22 protein-coding genes and 1 pseudogene are annotated in these 22,511 nt (G+C 70.3%); 6 read left to right on the plus strand and 17 right to left on the minus strand.

The features are described from left to right. The coding region (locus tag BLR05_RS18010; protein WP_143015952.1) for a tartrate dehydrogenase at positions 1 to 1,085 on the minus strand (1,085 nt) is incomplete at its 3' end. 142 nt (positions 1,086 to 1,227) lie between these two features. Between BLR05_RS18010 and BLR05_RS18015 the strand changes: the two genes are divergently transcribed. The 3 genes from BLR05_RS18015 to BLR05_RS18025 all read left to right on the plus strand — a co-directional run bounded on the left by BLR05_RS18015 (position 1,228) and on the right by BLR05_RS18025 (position 3,603). Next, entirely contained in the window at positions 1,228 to 2,145 is a 918-nt protein-coding gene (locus BLR05_RS18015; protein ID WP_196289384.1) for a LysR substrate-binding domain-containing protein, read from the plus strand. Continuing rightward, positions 2,142 to 2,855 carry a helix-turn-helix transcriptional regulator gene (locus BLR05_RS18020; protein ID WP_092837042.1) on the plus strand — a complete coding sequence of 238 codons (714 nt, stop codon included), beginning with the start codon at positions 2,142 to 2,144 and terminating at the stop codon, positions 2,853 to 2,855. Before BLR05_RS18015 ends, BLR05_RS18020 begins: the two co-directional genes overlap by 4 nt. Positions 2,856 to 2,919: 64 nt before the next feature. Beyond that, positions 2,920 to 3,603, plus strand: a complete 684-nt coding sequence (locus tag BLR05_RS18025) for a glutathione S-transferase family protein (protein WP_092836859.1) — start codon at positions 2,920 to 2,922, stop codon at positions 3,601 to 3,603. An 82-nt stretch (positions 3,604 to 3,685) separates the two neighbouring features. Here the strand turns inward: BLR05_RS18025 and BLR05_RS18030 are convergent, their stop codons facing one another. Both BLR05_RS18030 and rpsU read right to left on the minus strand, forming a co-directional pair. Next, positions 3,686 to 4,132, minus strand: a complete 447-nt coding sequence (locus BLR05_RS18030; protein ID WP_092836862.1) for a GatB/YqeY domain-containing protein — start codon at positions 4,130 to 4,132, stop codon at positions 3,686 to 3,688. A 240-nt stretch (positions 4,133 to 4,372) separates the two neighbouring features. After that, complete coding sequence (gene rpsU / locus BLR05_RS18035; RefSeq protein ID WP_007833691.1) at positions 4,373 to 4,585, minus strand: 30S ribosomal protein S21; 213 nt, start codon at positions 4,583 to 4,585, stop codon at positions 4,373 to 4,375. A 324-nt stretch (positions 4,586 to 4,909) separates the two neighbouring features. On the opposite strand from rpsU, the gene BLR05_RS18040 reads away from it, so the two are divergent. Then, a complete protein-coding gene (locus tag BLR05_RS18040; protein WP_092836865.1) occupies positions 4,910 to 8,176 on the plus strand; it encodes an EAL domain-containing protein in 3,267 nt (1,088 codons plus the stop codon). A 3-nt stretch (positions 8,177 to 8,179) separates the two neighbouring features. Here the strand turns inward: BLR05_RS18040 and BLR05_RS18045 are convergent, their stop codons facing one another. Next, a complete protein-coding gene (locus tag BLR05_RS18045) occupies positions 8,180 to 8,533 on the minus strand; it encodes an antibiotic biosynthesis monooxygenase family protein (protein ID WP_092836868.1) in 354 nt (117 codons plus the stop codon). After that, entirely contained in the window at positions 8,530 to 8,907 is a 378-nt protein-coding gene (locus tag BLR05_RS18050) for an NIPSNAP family protein (RefSeq protein WP_092836871.1), read from the minus strand. Before BLR05_RS18050 ends, BLR05_RS18045 begins: the two co-directional genes overlap by 4 nt. 110 nt (positions 8,908 to 9,017) lie before the next feature. Between BLR05_RS18050 and BLR05_RS18055 the strand changes: the two genes are divergently transcribed. Next, complete coding sequence (locus BLR05_RS18055; protein WP_092836874.1) at positions 9,018 to 9,809, plus strand: winged helix-turn-helix domain-containing protein; 792 nt, start codon at positions 9,018 to 9,020, stop codon at positions 9,807 to 9,809. 36 nt (positions 9,810 to 9,845) lie between these two features. On the opposite strand, the gene BLR05_RS18060 is transcribed toward BLR05_RS18055, so the two are convergent. From BLR05_RS18060 to BLR05_RS18075, 4 genes are all read right to left on the minus strand, one after another. Beyond that, positions 9,846 to 11,108, minus strand: a complete 1,263-nt coding sequence (locus BLR05_RS18060) for a BaiN/RdsA family NAD(P)/FAD-dependent oxidoreductase (protein ID WP_092836877.1) — start codon at positions 11,106 to 11,108, stop codon at positions 9,846 to 9,848. Next, the gene (locus tag BLR05_RS18065) at positions 11,108 to 12,232 is read right to left on the minus strand and encodes a sterol desaturase family protein (protein WP_092836880.1); all 1,125 of its coding nucleotides are present in this window, start codon (positions 12,230 to 12,232) and stop codon (positions 11,108 to 11,110) included. The genes BLR05_RS18060 and BLR05_RS18065 overlap by 1 nt, the downstream gene beginning before the upstream one ends. A 97-nt stretch (positions 12,233 to 12,329) precedes the next feature. Beyond that, a complete protein-coding gene (locus BLR05_RS18070; RefSeq protein ID WP_092836883.1) occupies positions 12,330 to 13,997 on the minus strand; it encodes a SulP family inorganic anion transporter in 1,668 nt (555 codons plus the stop codon). A gap of 19 nt (positions 13,998 to 14,016) precedes the next feature. Beyond that, positions 14,017 to 14,682, minus strand: coding sequence for a carbonic anhydrase (locus tag BLR05_RS18075; protein WP_092836886.1), 666 nt, complete (start codon positions 14,680 to 14,682; stop codon positions 14,017 to 14,019). Between the two features lie 268 nt (positions 14,683 to 14,950). Here BLR05_RS18075 and BLR05_RS18080 point away from each other — a divergent pair, with 268 nt between their 5' ends. Beyond that, the gene (locus tag BLR05_RS18080; RefSeq protein WP_092836889.1) at positions 14,951 to 15,457 is read left to right on the plus strand and encodes an acyl-CoA thioesterase; all 507 of its coding nucleotides are present in this window, start codon (positions 14,951 to 14,953) and stop codon (positions 15,455 to 15,457) included. Between the two features lie 54 nt (positions 15,458 to 15,511). On the opposite strand, the gene BLR05_RS18085 is transcribed toward BLR05_RS18080, so the two are convergent. The 8 genes and pseudogenes from BLR05_RS18085 to ybiB form a co-directional block, all read right to left on the minus strand. Then, the gene (locus BLR05_RS18085; RefSeq protein WP_244160133.1) at positions 15,512 to 16,936 is read right to left on the minus strand and encodes a cellulase family glycosylhydrolase; all 1,425 of its coding nucleotides are present in this window, start codon (positions 16,934 to 16,936) and stop codon (positions 15,512 to 15,514) included. Beyond that, positions 16,831 to 18,042: a TonB-dependent siderophore receptor gene (locus BLR05_RS27265; protein ID WP_244160131.1), complete on the minus strand. Its 1,212-nt coding sequence runs from the start codon at positions 18,040 to 18,042 to the stop codon at positions 16,831 to 16,833. Before BLR05_RS27265 ends, BLR05_RS18085 begins: the two co-directional genes overlap by 106 nt. A 203-nt stretch (positions 18,043 to 18,245) precedes the next feature. Then, positions 18,246 to 18,512, minus strand: coding sequence for a hypothetical protein (locus BLR05_RS27270; protein ID WP_225979396.1), 267 nt, complete (start codon positions 18,510 to 18,512; stop codon positions 18,246 to 18,248). 209 nt (positions 18,513 to 18,721) lie between these two features. Beyond that, positions 18,722 to 19,339 (minus strand): annotated as a pseudogene (locus BLR05_RS27655) (FecR domain-containing protein); the annotation flags it as partial. After that, on the minus strand, positions 19,315 to 19,680 hold the full coding sequence (locus BLR05_RS18095) for a sigma factor-like helix-turn-helix DNA-binding protein (protein ID WP_353615683.1): 366 nt from the start codon (positions 19,678 to 19,680) through the stop codon (positions 19,315 to 19,317). The pseudogene BLR05_RS27655 and the gene BLR05_RS18095, both read right to left, overlap by 25 nt. 258 nt (positions 19,681 to 19,938) lie before the next feature. Then, complete coding sequence (locus tag BLR05_RS18100) at positions 19,939 to 20,652, minus strand: type IV pili methyl-accepting chemotaxis transducer N-terminal domain-containing protein (RefSeq protein ID WP_092836898.1); 714 nt, start codon at positions 20,650 to 20,652, stop codon at positions 19,939 to 19,941. 54 nt (positions 20,653 to 20,706) lie between these two features. After that, positions 20,707 to 21,561: a uroporphyrinogen-III C-methyltransferase gene (cobA, locus tag BLR05_RS18105; protein WP_092836901.1), complete on the minus strand. Its 855-nt coding sequence runs from the start codon at positions 21,559 to 21,561 to the stop codon at positions 20,707 to 20,709. Then, entirely contained in the window at positions 21,558 to 22,484 is a 927-nt protein-coding gene (ybiB, locus tag BLR05_RS18110) for a DNA-binding protein YbiB (protein WP_092836904.1), read from the minus strand. Before ybiB ends, cobA begins: the two co-directional genes overlap by 4 nt. Between the last annotated feature and the right edge of the window lie 27 nt (positions 22,485 to 22,511).

A 22,511-nucleotide genomic window follows, 5' to 3' on the forward strand; every position in this document is an offset into this window, starting at 1 on the left:
ATGGCCGCCGCGATGGCCTCGCCCACCTGCGTGGTGCTGGCGGTGCCGCCCAGGTCCGGCGTCTTCGGCCCGCTTTTGATCACCTGCTCGATCGCCGACACGATCGCATCGTGCGCCTGCCGCCCCGCGCCCTGGCCCTGCGTCAGGAAGTCCAGCATCAGCGCCCCGGACCAGACCATCGCGATCGGGTTGGCGATGTTCTTGCCATGGATGTCCGGTGCCGAGCCGTGCACCGGCTCGAACAGGCTGGGGAACGTGCGCTCCGGGTTCAGGTTGGCCGACGGCGCCAGCCCGATCGTGCCGGTGGTCGCCGGCCCCAGGTCCGACAGAATGTCGCCGAACAGGTTCGTCGCCGCCACCACATCGAAGCGTCCCGGCTGCAGCACGAAGCGCGCCGTCAGGATGTCGATGTGCTGCTTGTCCAGCGTGATGCCCGGATAGCCCTTGGCCACGTCGTCGGCCCGCTGGTCCCACCACGGCATGCTGATGGCGATGCCGTTGCTCTTGGTGGCCAGCGTCACGTGCTTCTTCGGGCGGCTCTGCGCGAGGTCGAACGCGAACCTCAGCAGCCGCTCGGCGCCCTTGCGCGAATAGACCGACTCCTGGATCACGATCTCGCGGTCCGTGCCTTCGTACATGATGCCGCCCAGCGAGGTGTATTCGCCCTCGGTGTTCTCGCGCACCACGTAGTAGTCGATGTCGCCGGGCTTGCGGCCCGCCAGTGGGCAGGGCACGCCCTCGAACAGGCGCACGGGCCGCAGGTTGATGTACTGGTCGAATTCGCGGCGGAACTTCAGCAGCGAGCCCCACAGCGAGACATGGTCCGGCACGGTGGCCGGCCAGCCCACGGCGCCGAAGAAGAGCGCATCCATGCCCTTGAGCTGTTCCTTCCAGTCGTCGGGCATCATCTGGCCGTGCGCGAGGTAGTAGTCGCAGCTGGCCCACTCGAAGGTGTGCAGCTCCAGCGCGAAGCCGAAGCGCCCGGCCGCCGCCTGGATCGCCCGCAGCCCCTCGGGCATGACCTCCTTGCCGATGCCGTCGCCGGGCAGCACCGCGATCTTGAACGTTTGGGTAGGGCTGGACATGTGCGAGGTCTCCTGGAATGGCTGTGAAAATTGGAACGGAAGGCGGGGCGACGAAGGGGCCGGTCCGCCAGCATGCCGCCGATTTTTAGGCAAACCGCAGCGCAATACAATCCGATGTCTGTGGTTCCATTGTTCACACATCGTGCATAAAACGCCCGCCACCGACGACCTGCGCGTCTTCACCGCCGTGGTCCGCAAGGCCAGCTTCGCCGAGGCGGCCACCGAACTGGGCGCTTCGCCGGCCTACGTCAGCAAGCGCATCCGCCTGCTCGAGGAGGAACTGGCCGTGAAACTGCTGCACCGCACGACGCGCCGCGTGGCGGTGACGGAGGAGGGCGAGCGCGTCTTCCACTGGGCGCAGCGCATCCTGGACGATTGGGACCAGCTGCTGCAGGAGGTGGCCGTGACGCGGCGCGAGCCGCGCGGCCTGCTCAGGCTGAGCTGCAGTTTCGGCTTCGGGCGGCGCATCGTGGCGCCCGCGGTGTCGCGACTGGTGGAGCGCCATCCGGGCCTGCAGGTGCGGCTGGAAGTGTTCGACCGGCTGGTGGACGTGGCGGGCGAAGGGTTCGACCTGGATGTCCGCGTGGGCGACGAGATCGCGCCGCACCTGATCGCCCGCCGGCTGGCGGGCAACCACCGCGTGCTGTGCGCGGCGCCGGCCTATCTGGCGCGCAAGGGCATTCCCCGGGCGGTGGACGATCTGGCCAGCCACGATTGCCTGGTGATCAAGGAGCGCGACCACCCCTTCGGCGTCTGGCGGCTGCGCAGCGGCGCAGTGGACTGCACGGTGAAGGTGCGCGGGCCGCTGTCGGCCAACCACGGCGAGATGGCCGTGCAATGGGCGGTGGATGGGCGCGGCATCGTGCTGCGGTCTCTCTGGGACGTCGGTCCCGAACTGGCTGCGGGCCGGCTGGTGCGCGTGCTGCCCGAATGGCAGCAGGAGGCCAACGTCTGGGCCGTGTACCCCACGCGGCTGGAGCGCTCGGCCAAGGTGCGCGTGTGCGTGGAGTTCCTGCAGGCCCATTTCTCGCGCGAGACGTGGGGCAGCGGGGCCGCATGAACCGTTCCGTGCGCTCCGCCCGGCTCCTGCAGCTGCTCGACGAACTGCGACGCTGCCGCCGCCCCGTCTCCGGCACCCGACTGGCCGAGCGCCTGGGGGTGAGCCTGCGCACCCTGTACCGCGACATCGGGGTGCTGCGGGCGCAGGGGGCCGACGTGGCGGGCGATGCGGGCGTCGGCTACCAGCTGCGTCCCGGCTTCCTGCTGCCGCCGATGATGTTTCCGCCCGAGGAACTGGAGGCGCTGCTGCTGGGCGCGCGCTGGGTGGCGGCGCACGCCGATCCGGTGCTGGCCCGCGCCGCGGCGCAGGGCATGGAGCGGATCACCAGTATCCTGCCCGCCCTGCTGCGCCTCGAAGTGGAGACCAGCGGGCTGTTCGCGCCCCAGTGGTCGGGCCCGCCGCCCGAGCCGTGGCTGGGGGCCCTGCGCAATGCGATCCGGGTGGGCCACACGGTGCGCATGCGCTACACGGATGCGGACGGCGCCGTGACCGAGCGGGTGGTGTGGCCCTTCGCCATGGCATTCCTCGACCAGATGCGGCTGCTCGCGGGCTGGTGCGAGCTGCGCCAGGACTTCCGCCATTTCCGGGCCGACCGGGTGCTGGCGCTGGAGGATACCGGCGTGCGCTACCCGGCACAGCGCCACGACCTCCTGCGGCGGTGGCGCAAGGAGCGCCTGCCGGCCGGCAATGACGTGCGGGACCTGACCTGACTGCTGACAGGATCTGACAGCGGCGGCGCGCAGACTGCGGGCTCTTTCCACCCTGGAGCGTTCGATGAGCACTGAATCCCTGACCTTCTACACCCATCCCATGTCCCGCGGCCGGGTCAGCCGCTGGATGCTGGAGGAAACCGGCCTGCCGTACGAGGAGGTCATCCTGGACTACGGCAGCACGATGAAGTCGCCGGATTACCTCGCCATCAACCCCATGGGCAAGGTGCCGGCCCTGCGCCATGGCGGCGTGACGATCACGGAAGGAGCCGCCATCTGCACGCACCTGGCGGACCTGGTGCCGGAGAGTTCGCTGCTCCCCCCGCCCGGCTCGCCCCAGCGCGGCCTGTGCTACCGCTGGCTGTTCTTCGCCGCCGGACCGCTGGAGTCCTTCCTCACGGCGCGCAAGTACGGCGCCCTGGCCCCGACCTCCGAGGCGGGCTACGGCAACGAGGCCGACCTGCTGCGCACCCTGGAGCAGGCGGTGGCCGGCAAGGCGTACCTGGTGGGCGACGGCTTCACCGTGGCCGACCTGTACCTGGCCTCGGTGATGGGCTTCTACATGCGCTTCGGGATGCTGGAGCGCCGGGCCGCGTTCGAGGACTATGTGCGGCCACACCAACAGCGTCCCGCAGCGCTGCGCGCCGCCGCCCGTGACGAAGCCCTGATGGCCGCCCATCCGCATCCCGCGGCGGCAGCGGCTGCGGCAGCCGCGACGGCCAGAACGACGGCAACGGCAGCCCCATGAAAAACTGCCAGCGCTCCATGGCGGAGCGCTGGCAGCGAGGGGTGCGTTGTATGGCGGTGCTCCCCGGCAGGGCAGGGAGCCGTCAGCCGGCCAGGGCCGCCTTCACGGCGGCCGACACCTGGCCCATGTCGGCCTTGCCGGCCAGGCGGGTCTTCACCACGCCCATGACCTTGCCCATGTCGCCGGGGCCCGCGGCACCCAGCTCGGCCACGATGGCCTGCACGGCCGCCGTCACTTCATCGGCCGACATGCGCTCGGGCAGGTAGGCCTGCAGCACGGCCATCTCCGACTTCTCCTTGTCCGCCAGGTCCTGGCGGCCCGCGCCCTCGAAAGCGGCGATCGAGTCCTTGCGCTGCTTGATGAGCTTGTCCACGATCGCGACGATGGCTGCGTCGTCCAGCGTGACGCGCTCGTCCACTTCCTTCTGCTTCATCGCGGCCTGCAGCAGGCGGATGGTGCCCAGGCGCTCGGAGTCCTTGGCGCGCATGGCGGTCTTCATGTCTTCGGTGATCTGTTCCTTGAGTCCCATGGCAGATTTCCTTGTATTGATTGGATGGATCAGGCAGAGCTGGAGGGTTTGCACAAAGCCCCTCCGGCGAGGCGCAACGCCGCAGACAGTAGTGTCGCTACGGCAAGGCGTTGCAACGACGCTGGAGGGGCTTTTTGCAGACCCGTAAAACGACAAAACCCGCGCTTGGCGTCCCTAGCGCGGGTTTCTCGGCGGCGAGGCCGGCCGTATGAATCGTCGATACGGCGACCGACAAGCCGATCAGTACAGCTTCTTGGGCAGCTGCATGCTGCGAACGCGCTTGTAGTGGCGCTTCACGGCGGCAGCCTTCTTGCGCTTGCGCTCGGCCGTCGGCTTTTCGTAGAACTCACGGGCGCGCAGGTCGGTCAGCAGGCCCAGCTTTTCGATGGTGCGCTTGAAGCGGCGCAGTGCCACGTCGAAGGGTTCGTTCTCTTTTACACGGATGGTGGTCATTCAGTGATGTTTCCAAAATGGGTGCTGCCAGCGGGTTGCGGGGAAGATCGGGCCCTGCAGCCATTCGCAGCGGTTTTCCCCGTCTCTAACTAGTATTGGCCGACGGGGTTTTGCCAGCAAAGCCGGGGATTGTAGCGTTTTCTGGCAAACGCGTGTCATGCCGCTGTCCCGGCGCGTGCAATGGCCGTCTCCTGGTGCCCCGGCAAGCCCGGCCGCAGCCCGCCATGGTGCGGAAATTGCTAATAGTTGTAACAGCCTGGATTCGCCAGGCTTTTCCGGGGACGGGCGGGCGGGACGGTGCCTGCCTTTCCCCGCTGCAATTTCATGTCGATCATGCACCGCATCACGGGCCGGCTGGGCCGCTGGCTGGGCCGTCTCAGCGTGGGCCGCAAGCTCATGCTCATCTACCTGCTGGACCTCACGGCAGTCATCTACGTCTCGGGAATCCTGATCCACGAGAAATTCCTCGCCATCGATTTCGCCCGCAAGGAGATCGTCGGCACGGCCTACGCGGCGGTGGTGCGCGACGGCCTGATGGGTTCTTTCCTGCCCGGCGATCCGGTGGCGCGCGTCCTCCTGCAGGACCGCCTGCGGGACGTGCGCGGGGAGCACGACGCCGCCCTGCGCACCGGCGACATGGCCGAGCGTTTCGCGCAGTCGCTGCAGGCCGCTGGCGGCACGGCCGCGGCGGACGCCGGCTCCGGGCCCGCGCGCCCGCAGGAGCGGGGCGCGCTGCTGCGGCAGGGGCGCGAACTCCTGACCACCGTGGCCAATCAGTCGAACCTGATCCTGGACCCGGACCTGGACAGCTACTACGTCATGTCGCTCACCATGCTGCGCTACCCCGAGCTGCTGCAGGTAGTGCACGACACGCTGGGATTTCTCTCCGCAAGGCCCGCGCCGCGCCAGCAGCAGGCCGTCCCGGGAACGCACCGCGCCGCGGAGCTGCTGACGCTGGTGGGCCGGCTCGATGCCGTGCTGGTGGGCATCGATTCGGATTTCGACCAGGCTTTCATCGCCGGCCAGCCGGCGCTGCGCGAACGTCTGGGCGCGACGCGCGAGGGCCTGCAGGCATCGGGGCAGGCCCTGCAGGCGCTGCTGCAGCGTGTGGCCCAGGGCGAAGTGGGGCCCGTCACTGCGGCGCAGGAACTGTATGACCGCCAGCAGTCGCTGCTGGCTTCGCTGGGGAGCGCCTGGGTGGCTGGCACGGAGGCCATGGACGACCTGCTGCATGCGCGGGTGCACGACCTGTTCGCGCGCATGTGGCTGCACCTGGGCACGGCCGTGCTGCTGCTGGGCTGCATCCTGAGCATGGTCACCCTCGTGGCCCGGCAGATCGCCAAGCCGCTGCAGCAGCTCGCGCGGGTGGCGGACGAGGTGCGGCGCACCGGCGACCACACGCTGCGTGCGCGCTGGAACAGCGGCGACGAGATCGGCCGGCTGGTGACCGCGTTCAACGACATGCTCGCGCAGCTGGACCGCGAGCGGCTGCTGCAGCAGGAACTGGCCGCCAGCGCGCGCGCCGCGGAAGCCCAGCGCGAACTGGTGGAGGCGCTCCCCATCCCGATGGTGGTGACATCGGTGCCCGAGCACGAGGTGCTGCATTCCAATGCGCCCGCGGGCCACTGGCTGGATGGCGTCACCCACGATCCCTGGCGCGCCGGGCTGGAGCCGGGCGTGCGGGCGCGGTTTTTCCAGCGCCTGGCGGACTATGGCGTGGTGGATGAGTTCGAGGTGCGCTGGAAGGGCGGCAAGGAACCCGCATGGGCGGTGCTGTCCGCGCGGCGGCTGCGCTTCCAGGGCCGCGACGCGATGCTGACCGCGTTCGCGCCGATCAATGTGCTCAAGGTGATGGAGCAGCGGCTGGAGCTGTGGGCGAAGGTGTTCGAGGCCTCGTCCGAGGGCATCATCATCATGAACGCCGCGCAGCGCATCGTGAGCGTGAACCAGGCGTTCTGCCGCAGCACGCACTACGACTTCTACGAGGTGATCGGCGAGCAGCTGGGCATGCTGCTCGATGCGCCCGGCGAATCCGCACCGGGCGAGTCCATCGCGCGCGCACTGGCGGACAAGGAGTCCTGGCAGGGCGAGGTGCGCTTCCGCCGGCGTTCGGGCGAGAGCTACCCGGCCTGGCTCATGGTGTCGGCCGTGCGCGAAGGCGGCAAGGGCGGAGCAGTGACCAACCACATCGGCATCGCGATCGACATCACCGACCGCAAGCGCAACGAGGAACGCATCCGCTTCCTGGCGCACCACGACGTGCTGACCGAACTTCCCAACCGCTCGCTGTGCGTGCAGCGCCTCCAGGCAGGACTGGAGCAGGCCGCCCGGACCGGCGAGCAACTGGCGGTGCTGTTCATCGACCTGGACCGCTTCAAGGCGATCAACGATACGCTGGGCCACCACATCGGCGACGGCCTGCTGCGCTCGGTGGCGGCCCGGCTGGTGCAGTCCGTGCGCGACGGCGATACGGTCAGCCGCCTGGGCGGCGACGAGTTCGTGATCGTCATGCGCCAGGTGGACGGCGCTCAGCAGGTGCTGCGCGTGGTGGAGGAGCGCCTCATCCCGCTCATCCGGCAGAGCCATCCGGTGGAGGTGCACGAACTGAGCGTGTCGTGCAGCGTGGGCATCGCGGTCTATCCCGAGGACGGCGCGGACCTGGACGAGCTGATGCGCCGGGCCGACGCGGCCATGTACGAGGCCAAGACCGCAGGGCGCGACATGGCGCGCCTGTATTCGCTGGAGACGGACCGCCGCGTGCAGGCCCGGCAGGCCATGGAGCAGTCGCTGCGGCGGGCTCTGGAGCGCCGGGAGTTCGCGCTGCACTACCAGCCGCGCATGTCCGCCCGCACCGGCATGCCCACGGGCGTGGAGGCGCTGCTGCGCTGGCGGCATCCCTCCCTCGGGGAAGTGCTGCCGGGCGAGTTCATCCCCATCGCGGAAGAGGCCGGCCTCATCCGCGCCATCGGGGCCTGGGTGCTGGACCAGGCCTGCGCTCAGTGGGCGGCCTGGCGGGCGTCGGAAGCGGGCGGCGGCCTCGCTGGCCTGCCGGTGTCGGTGAACCTGTCGGCCGCGCAACTGGCCGATCCGCTGCTGGTGCCGGACATTGCCGCGCTGCTGGCGCGCCACGCCATGCCCGCGCGCTGCCTGGAGCTGGAGATCACCGAATCGCAGCTGATGGACAACGCCGGCGTGGCGCAGGGGCAGCTCGCGGCGCTCAAGCAGCTGGGCGTGCAATTGTCCATCGACGATTTCGGGACGGGATATTCGAGCCTGGCCTACCTCAAGCGCTTCGCGATCGACAAGCTGAAGGTGGACAAATCCTTCATCCGCGACATGCTGGCGAGCCCGGCCGACATGGCGATCACGCGCGCCATCATCGGCCTGGGCCGCACGCTCGGGCTGCAGGTGGTGGCCGAGGGCGTGGAGGATCTGGCCACCCTGCGCATGCTGGAGTCGCTGCACTGCGACGAGGTGCAGGGCTACCTGTTCAGCCGGGCGCTGCCACCCGAGGCACTGCAGCGGTGGGTCGCAGACGCGGCGGCGCGGCCACCGCGCCTCCCGCGGTCCGAGGCCGCGGTGGAGGGTTGACGTTCAGGGGCTGCCGGGCGAGAGGCCGCCGGTGCCGTCCGGTGCCTCGGCGCGGTCGTGCAGGCCGTAGTCCCGCAGCACGCGGGCCACGCGCAGCCGGTAGTCCTCGAAGACCCCGCCGCGACCGGCCGCCTGCGCGCCCCGGTGGGCCCCATGGCCGCGCCAGCGCGCAACTGCGGCTTCGTCGTGCCAGAAGGACAGCGATAGCAGCTTGCCGGGCGTGGACAGGCTCTCGAAGCGCTCCAGCCCCAGGAAGCCGTCCATGTCCTGCAGCGCCACGTGCAGGGCCGCGGCGCGCGAGAGGTATTCCTCGCGGCCTGCGGCGGAAGGCAGGGCCTCGAAGATCACGGCGATCATGGTGCGGCCCCTTCGGCCGGCGGGACTTCGCAGCCGGCGTCCACGGGCCGGGCCGGTTTTCCGAAAGTGCCCGGCACCGCCATGGCGAAGCTGCGCTCCTCGCGCAGGATGAAGCGCTGGCGCTGCGCCCGTTCGAAGTTGGCGCGGCCTTCGGGGTCGGCGCGCAGTCGCGCGCGGTAGGCCTCGTAGGCTGCAAGACTGTCGAAGGCGATCAGGCCCCAGGCCTCGAAGTTGCTGCCCTCGTGCGGCAGGAAATAGCCCACGAGGTGGCCGCCGCAGCGCGGAATGATGCGGCCCCAGTGCTCGGCGTAGTCGCGGAAGGCGTCGATCTGGAAGGGATCGATCTCGTAGCGGATGAAGCAGGTGATGGACATGGTGTGCGTTCTTCGTGGTGGTGTACCGGTTGCGTGGTCGGTGGGGCGCTGCGCGTGCGGGACACACGCCGTTCGCCCTGTCGCCCATTGGATGGCCCGCGAAGGCCGGCATGCTTCGCCCGGGAGCGAAGCGTGCCGGCCGCTGCTGGGGCACACTGCGGCGTGTGAACACCAACCAGATCGCCCGCGTGGCCGGGCTCATCGGCGAACCCGCCCGCGCGGCCATGCTGCTGGCCCTCATGGACGGCCGGGCGCTCACCGCGCGCGAACTCGCGGGCGCTGCGCGGATTTCCCCGGCCACCGCCAGCCGGCATCTGGCGCTGCTGGTGGATGCCGGCCTGCTGGTCGTGCGCAGCCAGGGACGCCACCGCTACCACGCACTGGCCGGCGCAGAGGTGGCGCAGCTGCTCGAGGGGCTGATGCAGTTCGCCGTGCGTCCCGCGGCCGTGCCGCCGACCGCCGTGGCGGCGGGGCCGCGCGATGCGGCGCTGCGCATGGCGCGCACCTGCTACGACCATCTGGCAGGCCGCCTGGGCGTGGCGGTCGCGGACCATCTGCTGGAGGAGGGTGCCGTCGTGTTCGACAGCGAAGAGGGTGGCCGCGCCACGGACCGGGCGGCCGCCGTGCTGGCGCGCCTGGGCATCGAGGCCGCGGCGGCGCTGGACGGCGGGGGCTCGCGCCGGCCCGTGTGCCGTCCCTGCCTGGACTGGAGCGAGCGCCGTCCCCACCTGGCCGGCCGGATTGGTGCCCTGGTCTGCGCCTATTGCCTGGACAGCGGCTGGCTGGCGCGCAGCTCCGGCTCCCGCGCGCTGGCCGTCACGCCGCGCGGCGCCGTGGCGCTGCGGGATGCACTGGGCATGGCCCGCTGGGCCGGGGTGGTGGGATCTGCGGAAAGGGGCTGAGGGGCGGCAGGCCGCCGGGATCGCCTGGGTGGCCGGCTATCGCCCGGTGCAGCCCTGTGCCGCCGGCAGTGCCTGCGCACAGGCATGCGCGCTCGCCCAGGCCCACTGGAAGTTGTAGCCGCCCAGCCAGCCGGTGATGTCCACCACCTCGCCGATGAAGTACAGGCCGGGCTGCGCGGTCGCCTCCATGGTCTGCTGCGACAGCGCGCGCGTGTCGATGCCGCCCAGCGTCACCTCGGCCTTCTTGTAGCCTTCGGTGCCGGTGGGCGTCAGTTCCCAGCGCGCCAACTGGTTGGCCAGCCGGGCCAGCGCCTTGTCGGAGGCCTCGGTGATCGGGCGCTGCCAGTCGGGGCTCTGCTGCGCCCAGGCATCGGCCAGGCGCCCGGGCACCAGCGTGGCGAGCTCGTTGGCGATCAGCTTCTTCGACCGCGCCTTGCCCTGCGCCAGCGCACCGGGCAGGTCGGTGCCGGGCGCCAGGTCGATGGCCAGCGGCGTGCCGGGCTGCCAGTAGCTGGAGATCTGCAGCACGGCCGGCCCCGAGAGGCCGCGGTGCGTGAACAGCAGGTCTTCCAGGAAGGCCGTGCGCTGCTTCTTCGAGCCCGTGGCGATCTCGACGGGCAGTGCCAGCCCGGCCAGCTGCGCGTACGGCGCCCAGGCGTCGCCGTCGAAGGTGAGCGGCACGAGGCCCGGGCGGCGCTCCACCAGCGGAATGCCGAACTGCTGCGCCAGGCGGTAGCCGAAGTCGGTCGCGCCGATCTTGGGGATGGAGAGCCCGCCCGTGGCCACCACCAGGCTGCGGGCCTGCACCGGGCCGCGGTCGGTATCGACGTGGTAGGTGGCAGCATCGGCTCCATCGTCGCCTGCCGGCTGGAAGCGCACTTTCTTCACGGTGCCGGGCTGCCAGCGCTCGACCTGGCCGGCCTCGCATTCGGCCAGCAGCATCCGGATCAGGTCTTCGGCCGACCGGTCGGCGAAGAGCTGGCCCTTGTGCTTCTCGTGGTAGGCGATGCCGTGGCGTTCGACCAGCGCGACGAAGTCCGCAGGGGTATAGCGCGACAGCGCCGAGCGCGCGAACTGCGGGTTCTGCCCCACGAAGTGCCGGTGGGGGGCACGCACGTCCAGGTCGCGGTTGGTGAAGTTGCAGCGCCCCCCGCCGGAGATCCGGATCTTCTCGGCCACCTTGTCGGCATGGTCGATCAGCAGCACCTTCAGGCCGCGCTGCCCGGCCTGCGCGGCGCAGAAAAGGCCGGCGGCGCCGGCACCGATGATGACGGCGTCGAACCGCGGAGGCGGATGCATCAGCCTTTCCAGGTGAACGGGAACTTCAGCTGCCTGATGAACCCGTTGGGCACGTAGTCGCCCAGTACGCCGTATTGCTCGGGCCAGAGGCGGTCGCTGCGCACCGCGGTGCCGAAGAGGTAGTCGATGAAGGCGAAGTGCGCGGCGTAGTTGCGGTCCAGCGCTTCCTGGTCCTGACTGTGGTGCCAGTGGTGGAAGTTGGGCGTGACCAGCACGTAGCGCAGCGGGCCCAGGCGCACGCTCACATTGGCATGGTTGAACACCGCCTGGAATCCGACGATGACGATGTAGGCGTCGATCACCTCCTTCGAGAAACCCAGCACGTAGATGGGAGCCAGCACCAGCGTGCGGGTGATGAGCAGCTCCAGGATGTGCTGGCGCGAGCCCGCCATCCAGTCCATGCTCTTGACGCTGTGGTGCACGGCGTGCAGGCGCCAGAGCACGGGCACCTCGTGGTAGGCGCGGTGGGTCCAGTACTGCACGAGGTCGGCCACCAGGATGATGAGGAAGAGCGCCACCCAGAAGTCGAGGCCTTGCACCCAGCCCCGGATGCCGTCGCTGGCGGCCCATCCGAACAGCTTGTGCACCAGCAGGTTGGTTGCCAGCAGCACGAAGCCCACCACCATGTGGTTCACGATGAAGTGGTGGAAGTCGCACTGCCACTCGGGGCGGAAGATGGGCTGGTCGCGCCGCAGCGCAAAGAGCTTCTCGATGAAGATGAAGATCAACGCGCTGCCCAGCAGGTCGAGGATGAACCAGTCGAGACCGATGTAGGGCGTGTTGTCCGCGAAATCGTGCACCGGCACCTTGTGGCCGCCGAGCAGCGCGGCCGAGGTCATGAGCAGGAAGGCCGCGGACGAGAGCCAGCGCGAACGGTTGAACACGATGTTGACGAGCGAGAGCCCTCCGGCCACCACCAGCGAGGCGAACAGCACCATGCGCAGCACATCGACGTTGTAGGCCTTGCGCAGCTGGGGCGTAGTGAGGTATTCAGGGAAATGGAAGGCGAGCACGCCCAGGAAGCTCAGGATGCCGAGCGAGAGCGCGATGACGCCGGAGATGTGGCCGCGGCCCGGACGCAATTCGCCATGGCTGGCGGTGAAATCGTTGAGTTTGTCGAGCATGGGACTGCCGCTGTGGGCTGTGGGCGAGGCGCGAGTGTAGCCAACCCGCGCCCCGACCGGCAGCCCCACCGGGGTGGGGTGCCCGCGCGCCCGCGGCTCAGCCCGCGGCTGCGCGCGGGCGCAGCACGGCCGCGAGGCCGGCGATGCCCACGGCGCCCGCGATCCCGGTGTCCGGCGTGGCGGCCGGCAGCGACCGGCATTCCACCTGGATGCCGCGTTCTTCGGCATGCGCGAGGAAGTCCTGCAGCGTCTCGCGGATGTCCCGGTCCAGGAAGCGGCAGTCGCAGCCGTCGATCACCAGCGTCTGCCCTTCGTGGACCCGCGACAGGTAGCCGCGCAGGCTGGCGCGGCTGAAGAAGGAGATGTCCTTGTTGAGCCGCAGCAGGTGCATGTCGCCGTCCGACACCATCGACAGCGCGCCGCGCGTGTTGGACTCGATGACGAACAGCATGCTGCTCGCCAGGCCGATGAGGATGCCCATGAGCAGGTCGGTGGCGAGGATGGCGCCGACGGTGACCGCGAACGGGATGAACACGCCCCAGCCCTCGCGCCAGACGGCCGCCACCAGCGAGGGCTTGGCGAGCTTGTAGCCGGTGTGCAGCAGCACGGCGGCCAGCGCCGCGAGCGGAATCCACTCCAGGAACTCGGCCAGGAACAGCAGGCTGGCGAGCAGCAGGAGGCCGTGCAGGATGGCCGACAGCCGGGTGCGCGCCCCGGCCTGCACGTTGGCCGAGCTGCGCACGATCACCGCGGTGATCGGCAGGCCGCCGAGCAGGCCCGCGACGATGTTGCCGATGCCCTGGGCGCGCAGCTCCCGGTTGGGCGATGCCACGCGCTTCATGGGATCGAGCCGGTCGGTGGCTTCCAGGCTCAGCAGCGTCTCCAGGCTGGCGACGAAGGCCAGGGTCAGCGCCACGGTATAGACCTGCGGGTTCGCGAGCGCCGACCAGTCGGGCGTGGTGAACTGGGCCCAGAGCCCGGCGAGGCTGTTGACGTCCGGCAGTGCCACGCGCTGCGCCTCGGTCAGTGCGGCCGAGGGCCGGGCGGCGAGCGCGGCGGCATGGCACCCCACGCCCCAGACCACCGCGACCAGCGGCCCGGGCAACCGCCCGAGCACCGGCAGCCGCTTGACGAAGGCGGTGTCCCAGGCGAAAAGGATGGCCAGGGCACCGGCCGCGATCACCGTGGCGCCCACGCTGACGGCACCGAAGAGATGGCGCGCGGTATCGAGCGTGTCCGCCGCCGAGGGCACGGCGCGCATCGCGTGCTCGGTGGACTGGAAGCCAAAGGCCACGGGCAACTGCTTGATGATCAGCAGCAGGCCGATGGCTGCAAGCATGCCCTTGATGACGGCGGCGGGAAAACAGGCACCGATCTTGCCGGCGTGCAGCCGGCCCAGCACCCACTGCAGCATGCCGGCCAGAACCACGGCGGTGAGGAAGGCCGGGTAGCTGCCCAGGCTGGCGATGGAGCCCACGACGATCACCACCAGCCCGGCGGCGGGTCCGCTGACGCTCAGGTGGGAGCCCGAGAGCGCGCCCACGACGAGGCCGCCCAAGATGCCGGACACCAGCCCGGCCATGAGGGGGACCCCGCTCGCGAGCGCGATGCCCAGGCACAGCGGCAGCGCCACGAGGAAGACGACGATGCTCGCGGGTGCATCCTGCCGCACGTGGGCGAACAGGCCGTGCGGGGCGTGCGCCGCGTGGGAGGCGGAAGGCGTTGAGGCGGCAGCGTGGGCCGCCCTGGGGTGGGGCGTGGACATGGCGTGTCTCCTGGCTGTGTCAGGCCGCTTCGGCCCAGTGGCGGCTTTCGGCGTCGAGGGCGATCACCTGGCGCAGGCGCCCGTCGCGCAGCGCATAGACCCAGCCCAGCAGGGCGAGCGGCTGGCTCCGTTCCCAGGCCTGGCGCACCGGTGCGGTGGCGGACAGCACATGCACCTGCTCGGCCACGTTGAGCGCGACGAAGCGGTCCACGCGCGAGCTGAGGTCCTGCTCGGCGTCCGGCAGGCTCTCGCCCGCTTCGATCTCCTGCACGCGGCGGCGGTAGAGCGAGCGCAGCGGGCGGATGTGGCGGCCCAGGTAGTCGCCTTCGCCGGGTTCGCCTACCCGTTCGCGCGACTGCAGGAGCGCGGCCCGCACGCCGCCGCAGCCTTCGTGGCCGCAGACGATGATGGCCGGCACGCGCAGCACGTCGATGGCGTACTGGAGGGCGCTCATGATGTTGGTATCGTCCGGCCGCACGAGGTTGGCGACGCTGCGGTGGACGAACAGTTCACCCGGCAGGGCATTGGTGATGCGCTCGGCGGGCACGCGGCTGTCGGCGCATCCGATCCAGAGGGCCCGGGGCTGCTGTCCGCTCACGAGGTTCTCGAAGAAGGCGGGATCGCGGGAAGTCATCTCGTCGGCCCAGGCGCGGTTCTGGAGCAGCAGGCGGGTGGTGAGGTCCATGGGTTTCCTCCTTTCGGTGGGCGGTTTTCGGGAATATTGCAATGCAGCATTCAAGACTACCGGCAGACGGAATTCCTGTGTACGGAATTTCGGTTGCTTACATGGATGTTTCTTTGCATGCGCCGCATAACAGCTGGTTGCAGTTCACCCGCGGCCCCTCCACTGGACATTGGCGCGGCCAACCCCAGGGGGCTCAGGGGTTTTCAGAGGCCTCGGTCCCGCGGGCCGAGCCCGGTCAGGCGGTCGCCGTACCCCTAGAATCGCCGCCATGACCATGCCCCACAGCCCCGCCCACCAGCTCAGCATGACGGTGCTCATGTCGCCCGACATGGCCAACTTCTCCGGCAACGTGCACGGGGGGGCGGTCCTCAAGCTGCTGGACCAGGTCGCCTACTCCTGCGCCGCCCGGTATTCGGGCAGCTACGTGGTGACGCTGAGCGTGGACCAGGTGACCTTCCTGCAGCCCATCCACGTGGGCGAACTGGTCACCTTCCTGGCAAGCGTGAACTACACCGGCACCTCGTCGATGGAGGTCGGCATCAAGGTGGTCGCCGAGGAGATACGCACCCAGGTCGTGCGGCACGTGAACAGCTGCTTCTTCACGATGGTTGCGGTGGACGAGGCCCGCAAGCCGACCCAGGTGCCGCCGCTGTCGCCCTCCACGGCGGACGAGCGGCGGCGCTGGGAGGCGGCGCTGCTGCGCAAGAGCCTGCGCAAGGAGCAGGCGCAGCGCTTCGCGCAGATCCAGCGCGAGGCGGCGCTGGCGCACGGCTGACAGCCACCGGTCCGCCGCAGGCGCCGTGGCCGCAGCGTCAGGCGCAGGCGGCCGTCAGCGTGCCGCGCAGAAGCCGAATTCCGCCATGCTCCCGGGCGCGAGCGTGCGGTTCCACGAGACGCCGGAGGCCTGCAGCGTGCTGCCCGACTGTGTCCAGACCGCATTCCAGAGGTTGTTGACCGTGCCCTGCACGCCGATGGACACCGTCCAGTCACCTGCGGCGGCGCCGCTGTTGGTCACCTGCACGCGCTGGCAGTAGCCTGAGCCCCAGTCGTTGTCGGTGATCTGCTGCACGCCGAAGCTCGCCCCCGGATTCGGATTCGGATTCGGATTCGGATTCGGATTCGGGTTCGGGTTCGGATTCGGGTTCGGATTCGGATTGGGGTTGGGATTGGCCCCGCCCGTGCCCCAGAGCCGGTTCAGGAGTTGCACCTTGTCCGTGCGCACCGTGTTCCAGTCGTCGTCCAGGATGCCGCCGGTGTCGCCGCTGTTGGGGTTCCAGGACCAGTAGAAGCCGCTGCGGATGCCCTTGCCGACGAGGTAGTCCACCAGCGCGTTCTGCCACTGTACGTCGCGCGGGTCGCCGCGGCCGTACTTGCCGCCGAATTCGCCCGGCAGCACGGCGTGGCCGGCCTGCACGAAGCGGCCGAAGTGCTGCTCCCAGATGGCGGGCATGTTGGCGGGGAAGTCCGCTGCGTTGAAATACGACTGCATGGCCACGTCCGGCCCGTAGGTGTGCGGCGCCAGCAGCAGGCGGTCGGCGGGGATGTCCAGCGGCGTGCAGGCCAGCGGCTCCAGGTTGCCTCCCCAGAAGTGGCCGCTGCTGGTGGAGCATGACGGGTTCTCGCCGATGCCTTCCACCGCGACGATCCAGCGCGGCGCGGCCTGCACGACCGCGGCTGCGGCGCGCTCGGCGGCTCGGTTCCAGTCGGTGGCGGCGTTGCCGGTGCCCCAGGTGGCGGCGCCATGGGGCTCGTTCTTCAGGTCGATGCCGATCACACCGGGCACACCCTTGTAGCGGTTGGCGGCGAAGACCAGGTCTGCGATCCACTGCTGCTCGCTGTAGGCCTGGGTGTACCAGAGCTCGCTGATCGCCTGGCAGTCCGGCGTGTGGTGATCCAGCAGCACGAACATGCCGCGGTCGCTGATTTCCTGCACGACCTTGTCGAGGATCTGCTGCGAGTTCAGTCCCTGCAGGTCGGGGTTGCGGCTGTAGTCGATGCTGCCGGGGCCGGTGCCGCGCAGGCTTTGCGGGCAGAAGGGCAGGCGCACGGCGTTGACGCCCTGCTGCTGCATCTGGCCGATCATGTCCTTCCAGTTGCGCGCCCAGAGGCCGTGCACAACGTGCTCTCCGGTCTCGAAGCCGAACCAGTTCACGCCGCGCAGCTGCACGGCCTGGCCGGCGTCGTCCACCACCTGCCCGTTGCTGATGGCGTAGCTCCACGCCGTGCTGCTGCAGGCGAGCAGACTGGCGGCCAGTGCAAAGGCCCTCCCCACGGATCCAAGATGTGCCATGGTTTCTCTCCCTCCCGGTCTTGCCGGATCAATTCGAGTGTGATGGCCGGGCAAAGCGCACGGCCGGGCCGGATCATAGGAGAAGGGAATGCGGCGGGAGTGTTTCCATTCCGCGCCGTTGTAAGGACGTGTATGGCGCCCGGCGAACTGTCAACGCAGACGCGGCCTCCGGTGCCTGCTTCGGGCACCGGGCAGGACGTCGCCCCCGTGCGCGTCACCAGCCATAGCGTGCCGTCAGGTACACGCTGCGGCGCTCGCCGTAGTAGCAGCCCGCGGATGCCAGGCACGACGCCACGTAGCGCTTGTTGCCCAGGTTGGCGATGTTGAGCGCCAGCCGCACGCCTTTGAGCGAGGGTTGCAGGCGCCCCAGGTCCCAGGGTGCGGCCCGTGGTTGCGGTGAGGGTGCGGGTGGCCGTCTCGGCGCGGTCGTAGCGGCCGGTCAGCACGGTGTGCGCCAGCGGACCGGCGCGGAAGTCCATCTGCGCCTGCGTATCCACGGTCAGCAGGTCGGCCTGTTCCGGGAATGTCCAGGCGTAGCGCGAAAGCGCCGCGGGGTTGCAGGTGCTCAGGCAGAAGGCCTGGATGCGGCGGGTCTCCGCCGTCACCTTGCCGTAGCGCAGGTTCTGCCGCAGCACGACGCTGTCGTTGACGGGGTGCTCCGCCTCGTAGCCGATGTAAGCGCTGGCGGTTCTGGTAGCGGTCGAAGCCCGGCTCGCCGACGAAGGCACTGGTCGGCAGCGCGGCGTAGCGGCTGGTGTCCAGCGTGCCGGCGGCAGTGCCGGCGCACCTCCGCCGCCGGGTGAATCCAGCGACTGCCAGTGGCCCAGTACGGTGATCTGCGTGGCATCACTGGGGCGGAACGTGAGCGACGGCGCGATGAAGGTTTTTTTCTCCGAGACGTGGTCGTACGAGATGTCGGCCTCGCGGCGCAGCCCCACGAGGCGGTAGCTCGGCACCCCGTCGGCGTCCAGCGCGCCGCCGAAGTCGAATGCAGCCTGCCTGCGATCGTGGCTGCCCACCTGCACCTCGACCTCGCGCACCGGCGCGACCGTGGGCCGCTTGCTGACCATGTTGACCAGTCCGCCCGGCGTGGCCTGTCCGTAGAGTACCGACGACGGGCCTTGACCACCTTGGTGCGCTCCAGCCCCCAGGGCTCGATGCGCGGCTGGGAATAGCCGCGCGCGCCGAACGGCAGGTGCAGGTTGTCGAGGTAGCGCGCCGGCGGCGTGAAGCCGCGCAGCGTGGGCCAGTCGTAGCGCAGGTCGGTGTTGCCTTATTGGGCCACGATGCCCGGCGTGTAGCGCAGGCTCTCGACCAGCGTGGTGGCGCCCTGCGCGTCCGTCTGGCCGCGCGCGACGGCCGAGACCGACTGCGGGGTCTCCAGCAGCGGCGTGTCGGTCTTGGCGCCCCCGGTGGCGCTGCGCGCGACGAAGCCGGTGCCCGGTCCCTTGCCCGATTCCCCGGCCGCGCCGCCTGCAGGCCCGTGCCCGACAGCGCGGCGGTGAGGCCTTCCTCCACGCCGGCCACCTCCGGCGTGCAACCCAGGTGCCCTCGGCGGTAGCGCGCCAGCTCGGCGATGAAGTCGCCCAGCCGCATGCCGTCCGCCACCAGCATGCCGCGCTGCCAGTCCGCCGCGTAGCCGGCGGCGCTGGCCGGTGGCTCGACATGGTCGCGCAGCAGCCGCGCCTGCTGGCCGGCAGCAAGTACCGGCCCGTCTCCGCCATCCCCGGGGCGCAATTGCACGGCGCCCTCGAAAACGGTGACGCGCACGGCTCCATCGTGCCCGTAGCGCACGGCGAAGCGGGTCCCCAGCGCCGTGATGCGGCCATGGGCCACGTCCACCACGAGCGGCCGCAGCGGCGAGGCCGGGTCGTGGCGCGAGGCGATGGGCAGTTCTTCCCGGTGCAGCACGATGCGCCGCAGGACCGTGGAGTAGTTCAGGTCCGCGGCGCTCGCGGTATTCAGCACGAGTTCGCTGCCGTCGGCCAGCGCCCAGGAGCGCTGCTCGCCGGTATCGGTGCGCAAGGCCGCGGTCCATTCGTGCCATGGCATCTGCCGCGATGCCATCCAGGCGGCCACGCCCGTCACCGGCACGGCCACCAGCGTGCGCAGCACGGTGCGCCGGCGGCGCGAGACGGCCGGCCGGTGCTCCAGCACCTGGCGCGCCATCGGATGCACCGCCCCGACCTGGCTCCAGGCAGCGCGTTGCCGCGGTCCGGTCTCCAGCCAGCGCTGCCAGTTGCACCGATCGGCTTCGCTCACGCGATCGCTATGCAGCACGGCGAACCAGTCGGCCGCCTGCTGCAGATCCTCGAACGCGGGCTGGTCGGCAAGCACCTCGCTCATCGCTGCGCCAGCAGAAGGCATTGCAGCATCGCCTGGGCCATGTATTTCTTGACCATGCGCTCCGACACGCCCAGATGCCGTCCGATCTGCGCATAGGTCAGCCCGTCGAGCTGCGACAGCAGGAACGCGCTGCGTGCCCGGGGATTGAGCCGGTCCGGCATGGCGTCGATCTGGCACAGGGTCTCCAGCACCAGCGCCCGCTCTTCCGGCGACGGCGCCAGCGGCCCGGGTTGCGTGGTCAGCACGTCGAGCCAGGCGCGTTCGATATCGAGCCTTCGCCACTGGTTGACCACCACCCCGTGCGCGAGGGTGCGCAGAGAGGCCTGCGGCTCGCGCAGCGCCATGACGTCTCGCGACGCCATGAGCCGCAGAAGGTGTCATGGGCCAGGTCGGCCGGCTGCGATGCGTTGCCCAACCGGCGCTGGAACCAGCCCAGCAGCCAGCCATGGTGAGAGCGGTAGATCGTTTCGACGGCCGTGGCGGCGGACGGTTGCAGGGCGGCAGGCATGTGCGCGGCAGCGATAGCGGCGATAGTCAAAGATGGGAATTGTTCTCAATCCAGGCCTTTGCATGGATCGATGAGTCGGCAGGGGCACGGTCCCCTGCTGCCTGCCGCCGTCTCAGGATCGCTGCCCGCGCCCGGCGAGCGAGACGGCCTGCAGCGACAGCCGGTCGATTTCGGCGGTGATGCCGGAGAGCACGTTGGCCACGACGGCGAATTCGCGCCCATGCGCGGCGGCGCGGGCGGCCATGACCTGGGCGTTGAAGCTCACCACCTTGGCTTCGCGCGCGACGGTCTGGATGGAGGCGACGATGCCCGACAGCTCGCTCATCATCGCGTCGGACTGCCGCCGCTGGACCTGGTCGAAGACGGTGGTGGCGGCATTCAGCGCTTCGAGCACGCCGTCCGTGGCCGCCACCAGCGGCGCCAGGGCGCTGGCTGCGCGGGCGCTGCCCTGTTCGGCAAGGTCCAGCGCGGCGCGGGCCTGGCGCGCGAATCCATCGATGGTGGCGCCGACGCCGCGCGGCCCGTGGTAGATGGCCTTCACTTCGCGGGCGGATTCAGCGTCCAGCTGGCGCGGCGTCTGCAGGAGGCGGGCCTGGGCCGATTCGAAGGTCTGCAGGGTCTGCCGTGCCGCCCGGGCCTGGGCAGCCTCGCCCTGCACGGCCAGCACGGTCTGCAGGACGATGCGCTGCGATAGCATGCGCTGGCGCGCGGCAAGGTTCACCAGGGAGATGTCCGCCTCGCCGCCGCCGGCCCTGCCGGGCCCGCGGGCCGCCCCGGGCCTGGAGGGCTGGAGCGTCTGCGCTGCGGGGATCGGGAGGGCGGCCATGGGAACCTCATCGGATGCTGCGATGGAAAACTCTCGTGCCGGCCGCGGGCGTCTTCAGCCGGCGTGCCGCAGCGGCGGCGCCGCCGCCAGGGGCTGGCCCAGGCCGTCCCCAGACGCGGCCACCCCGGCGGCCACGTCGCCCACCACGATGACCGAAGGGCTGCCGAGCTGTTCGCGCTCGATGGTGGCGTGCAGCTCGCCCAGCGTGGTGAGCGCGTGGCGCTGGCAGGGCAGGCTCACGTGCTGGATGATGACCACGGGTGTGCAGGCCGGCAGGCCGGTGAGCAGCTCCTCCTGGATGTGCGCGGCGCTGCTCACCCCCATGTAGATCACCAGCGTCAGGCGGGCGGCGCGGGCCGTGGCGGCGAGCTGGCGCCAGTCGATGCCGCTGTCTCCGGGCTTGGCGTGGCCGGTGACGAAGACCACGCCGTGGGCGTGCTCGCGGTGCGTGAGCGGCGTGCCGAGCAGGGTCATGCCCGCGAGCCCGGCGGTGATGCCGTTGACCACGGTGACCTCGATGCCGGCCGCGCGCAGGTGCTCGACCTCTTCGCCGCCGCGCCCGAAGATGAACGGATCGCCGCCCTTGAGCCGCACCACGTTCTCGCCTTCGTTCACGGCCATGACCATGAGCTTCTCGATGAAGGCCTGCGGCGTGCTCTTGCAGCCGCCGCGCTTGCCGACATGCACCACCCGCGCGCCGGGCGCGGCGAGCGCGACGATCTCGTCGCTGACGAGGTCGTCCACCAGCAGCACCGTGGCCGCCTGGATGGCCTTGAGGGCCTTCAGGGTGAGCAGTTCGGGGTCGCCCGGTCCCGCGCCGACGAGGGTGCAGGTGCCGCGCGGCGCGGCGCCATAGGGGCGGGCCGGTGCGGTGGGGCCGGTCTGCGAGGGAGGGGCGGAACGGTTCATGGGGCTGTCTCCGTGGGATTCTGGCGGGCAAGACGCAAGATGTGTTCCACCTGCCGGGAGAGCGGGGCGGGCACGGGCAGCTCGCCCGCGAGCACCTGTTGCGTGTAGCGTGCGGTGGTCTCCACATCGATGTCCGCGGGCAGGCCGGGCACCTCGGTCGCGGTGCCGGGCTGCTGCTCGTCCCATACATGGTGCGCGCCGTGCACGAAGGCGTCGTAACGGGGCGTGCGGCGCGGGTCGGCGACGACCTCGCCCTCCAGGCCGCGCGAGAGCAGCACGTCCATGCCGCGCGCGGCGAAGGTGGCGTGCAGCATGTCCAGGTATTCGGGGTGGGTGTAGGCGGTGACGAGCAGCGACGGGCCGCGCACCGGGTTCATGAGCTTGACCACGCTGTGCCCCGGGTTGCGCAGGCCGACGACCTCGCGCACCGCCAGCAGCCGCGCGAGACCCGGGCAGAGCAGGCCCGTGCGGACATGCGCGACGCTGCCGGGGGCGACCGCCTCGGGCGATTCCATGGGCGCGACGCCCAGGGCCTGCAGCACGTCGCTGGCGAGCACGCGGCGCGCCTCGGTGCGCATGCCGTGCAGCAGCACCGGCAGGCCCTCGCGGGCGAGCAGCAGGGCGAGCAGCGGCGTGAGCACGGGCAGCCGGCGCGCGCCGTTGTAGCTGGGCAGCACGACGGTGGGTGCATCGCCTGCGGGAACGGGCGCGAGGCGGGCGTGGGTGGCGTCGAGGAAGCCGCACATCTCGTCGGCGGTTTCGCCCTTGATGCGCATGGCGATGCAGAAGGCGCCCACTTCGTAGTCGGTGACCTGCCCGTCGAGCACCTGCCCGAAGAGATCGGCGGCCTGTTCGCGGCCGATGGCGCGGGCGCCGCGCGCGCCGCGGCCGAGGTCCTTGAGATAGTGGCTGATGCTGCCCATGAAAGCGGAAATTGGTTGTGCGTGGAG

This window comes from Paracidovorax cattleyae (genome assembly GCF_900104515.1).
In the GTDB taxonomy this organism is placed as follows: domain Bacteria; phylum Pseudomonadota; class Gammaproteobacteria; order Burkholderiales; family Burkholderiaceae_C; genus Paracidovorax; species Paracidovorax cattleyae.

Bases quoted from the DNA above. Each gene is read 5' to 3' on its own strand.
- BLR05_RS18020 (WP_092837042.1), top strand. From the start codon at position 2,142: ATGAACCGTTCCGTGCGCTCCGCCCGGCTCCTGCAGCTGCTCGACGAA.
- BLR05_RS18025 (WP_092836859.1), top strand. From the start codon at position 2,920: ATGAGCACTGAATCCCTGACCTTCTACACCCATCCCATGTCCCGCGGC.
- BLR05_RS18030 (WP_092836862.1), bottom strand. From the start codon at position 4,132: ATGGGACTCAAGGAACAGATCACCGAAGACATGAAGACCGCCATGCGC.
- rpsU (WP_007833691.1), bottom strand. From the start codon at position 4,585: ATGACCACCATCCGTGTAAAAGAGAACGAACCCTTCGACGTGGCACTG.
- BLR05_RS18040 (WP_092836865.1), top strand. From the start codon at position 4,910: ATGTCGATCATGCACCGCATCACGGGCCGGCTGGGCCGCTGGCTGGGC.
- BLR05_RS18045 (WP_092836868.1), bottom strand. From the start codon at position 8,533: ATGATCGCCGTGATCTTCGAGGCCCTGCCTTCCGCCGCAGGCCGCGAG.
- BLR05_RS18050 (WP_092836871.1), bottom strand. From the start codon at position 8,907: ATGTCCATCACCTGCTTCATCCGCTACGAGATCGATCCCTTCCAGATC.
- BLR05_RS18055 (WP_092836874.1), top strand. From the start codon at position 9,018: ATGCTTCGCCCGGGAGCGAAGCGTGCCGGCCGCTGCTGGGGCACACTG.
- BLR05_RS18060 (WP_092836877.1), bottom strand. From the start codon at position 11,108: ATGCATCCGCCTCCGCGGTTCGACGCCGTCATCATCGGTGCCGGCGCC.
- BLR05_RS18065 (WP_092836880.1), bottom strand. From the start codon at position 12,232: ATGCTCGACAAACTCAACGATTTCACCGCCAGCCATGGCGAATTGCGT.
- BLR05_RS18070 (WP_092836883.1), bottom strand. From the start codon at position 13,997: ATGTCCACGCCCCACCCCAGGGCGGCCCACGCTGCCGCCTCAACGCCT.
- BLR05_RS18075 (WP_092836886.1), bottom strand. From the start codon at position 14,682: ATGGACCTCACCACCCGCCTGCTGCTCCAGAACCGCGCCTGGGCCGAC.
- BLR05_RS18080 (WP_092836889.1), top strand. From the start codon at position 14,951: ATGACCATGCCCCACAGCCCCGCCCACCAGCTCAGCATGACGGTGCTC.
- BLR05_RS27265 (WP_244160131.1), bottom strand. From the start codon at position 18,042: ATGGTCAGCAAGCGGCCCACGGTCGCGCCGGTGCGCGAGGTCGAGGTG.
- BLR05_RS18095 (WP_353615683.1), bottom strand. From the start codon at position 19,680: ATGGCGTCGCGAGACGTCATGGCGCTGCGCGAGCCGCAGGCCTCTCTG.
- BLR05_RS18100 (WP_092836898.1), bottom strand. From the start codon at position 20,652: ATGGCCGCCCTCCCGATCCCCGCAGCGCAGACGCTCCAGCCCTCCAGG.
- cobA (WP_092836901.1), bottom strand. From the start codon at position 21,561: ATGAACCGTTCCGCCCCTCCCTCGCAGACCGGCCCCACCGCACCGGCC.
- ybiB (WP_092836904.1), bottom strand. From the start codon at position 22,484: ATGGGCAGCATCAGCCACTATCTCAAGGACCTCGGCCGCGGCGCGCGC.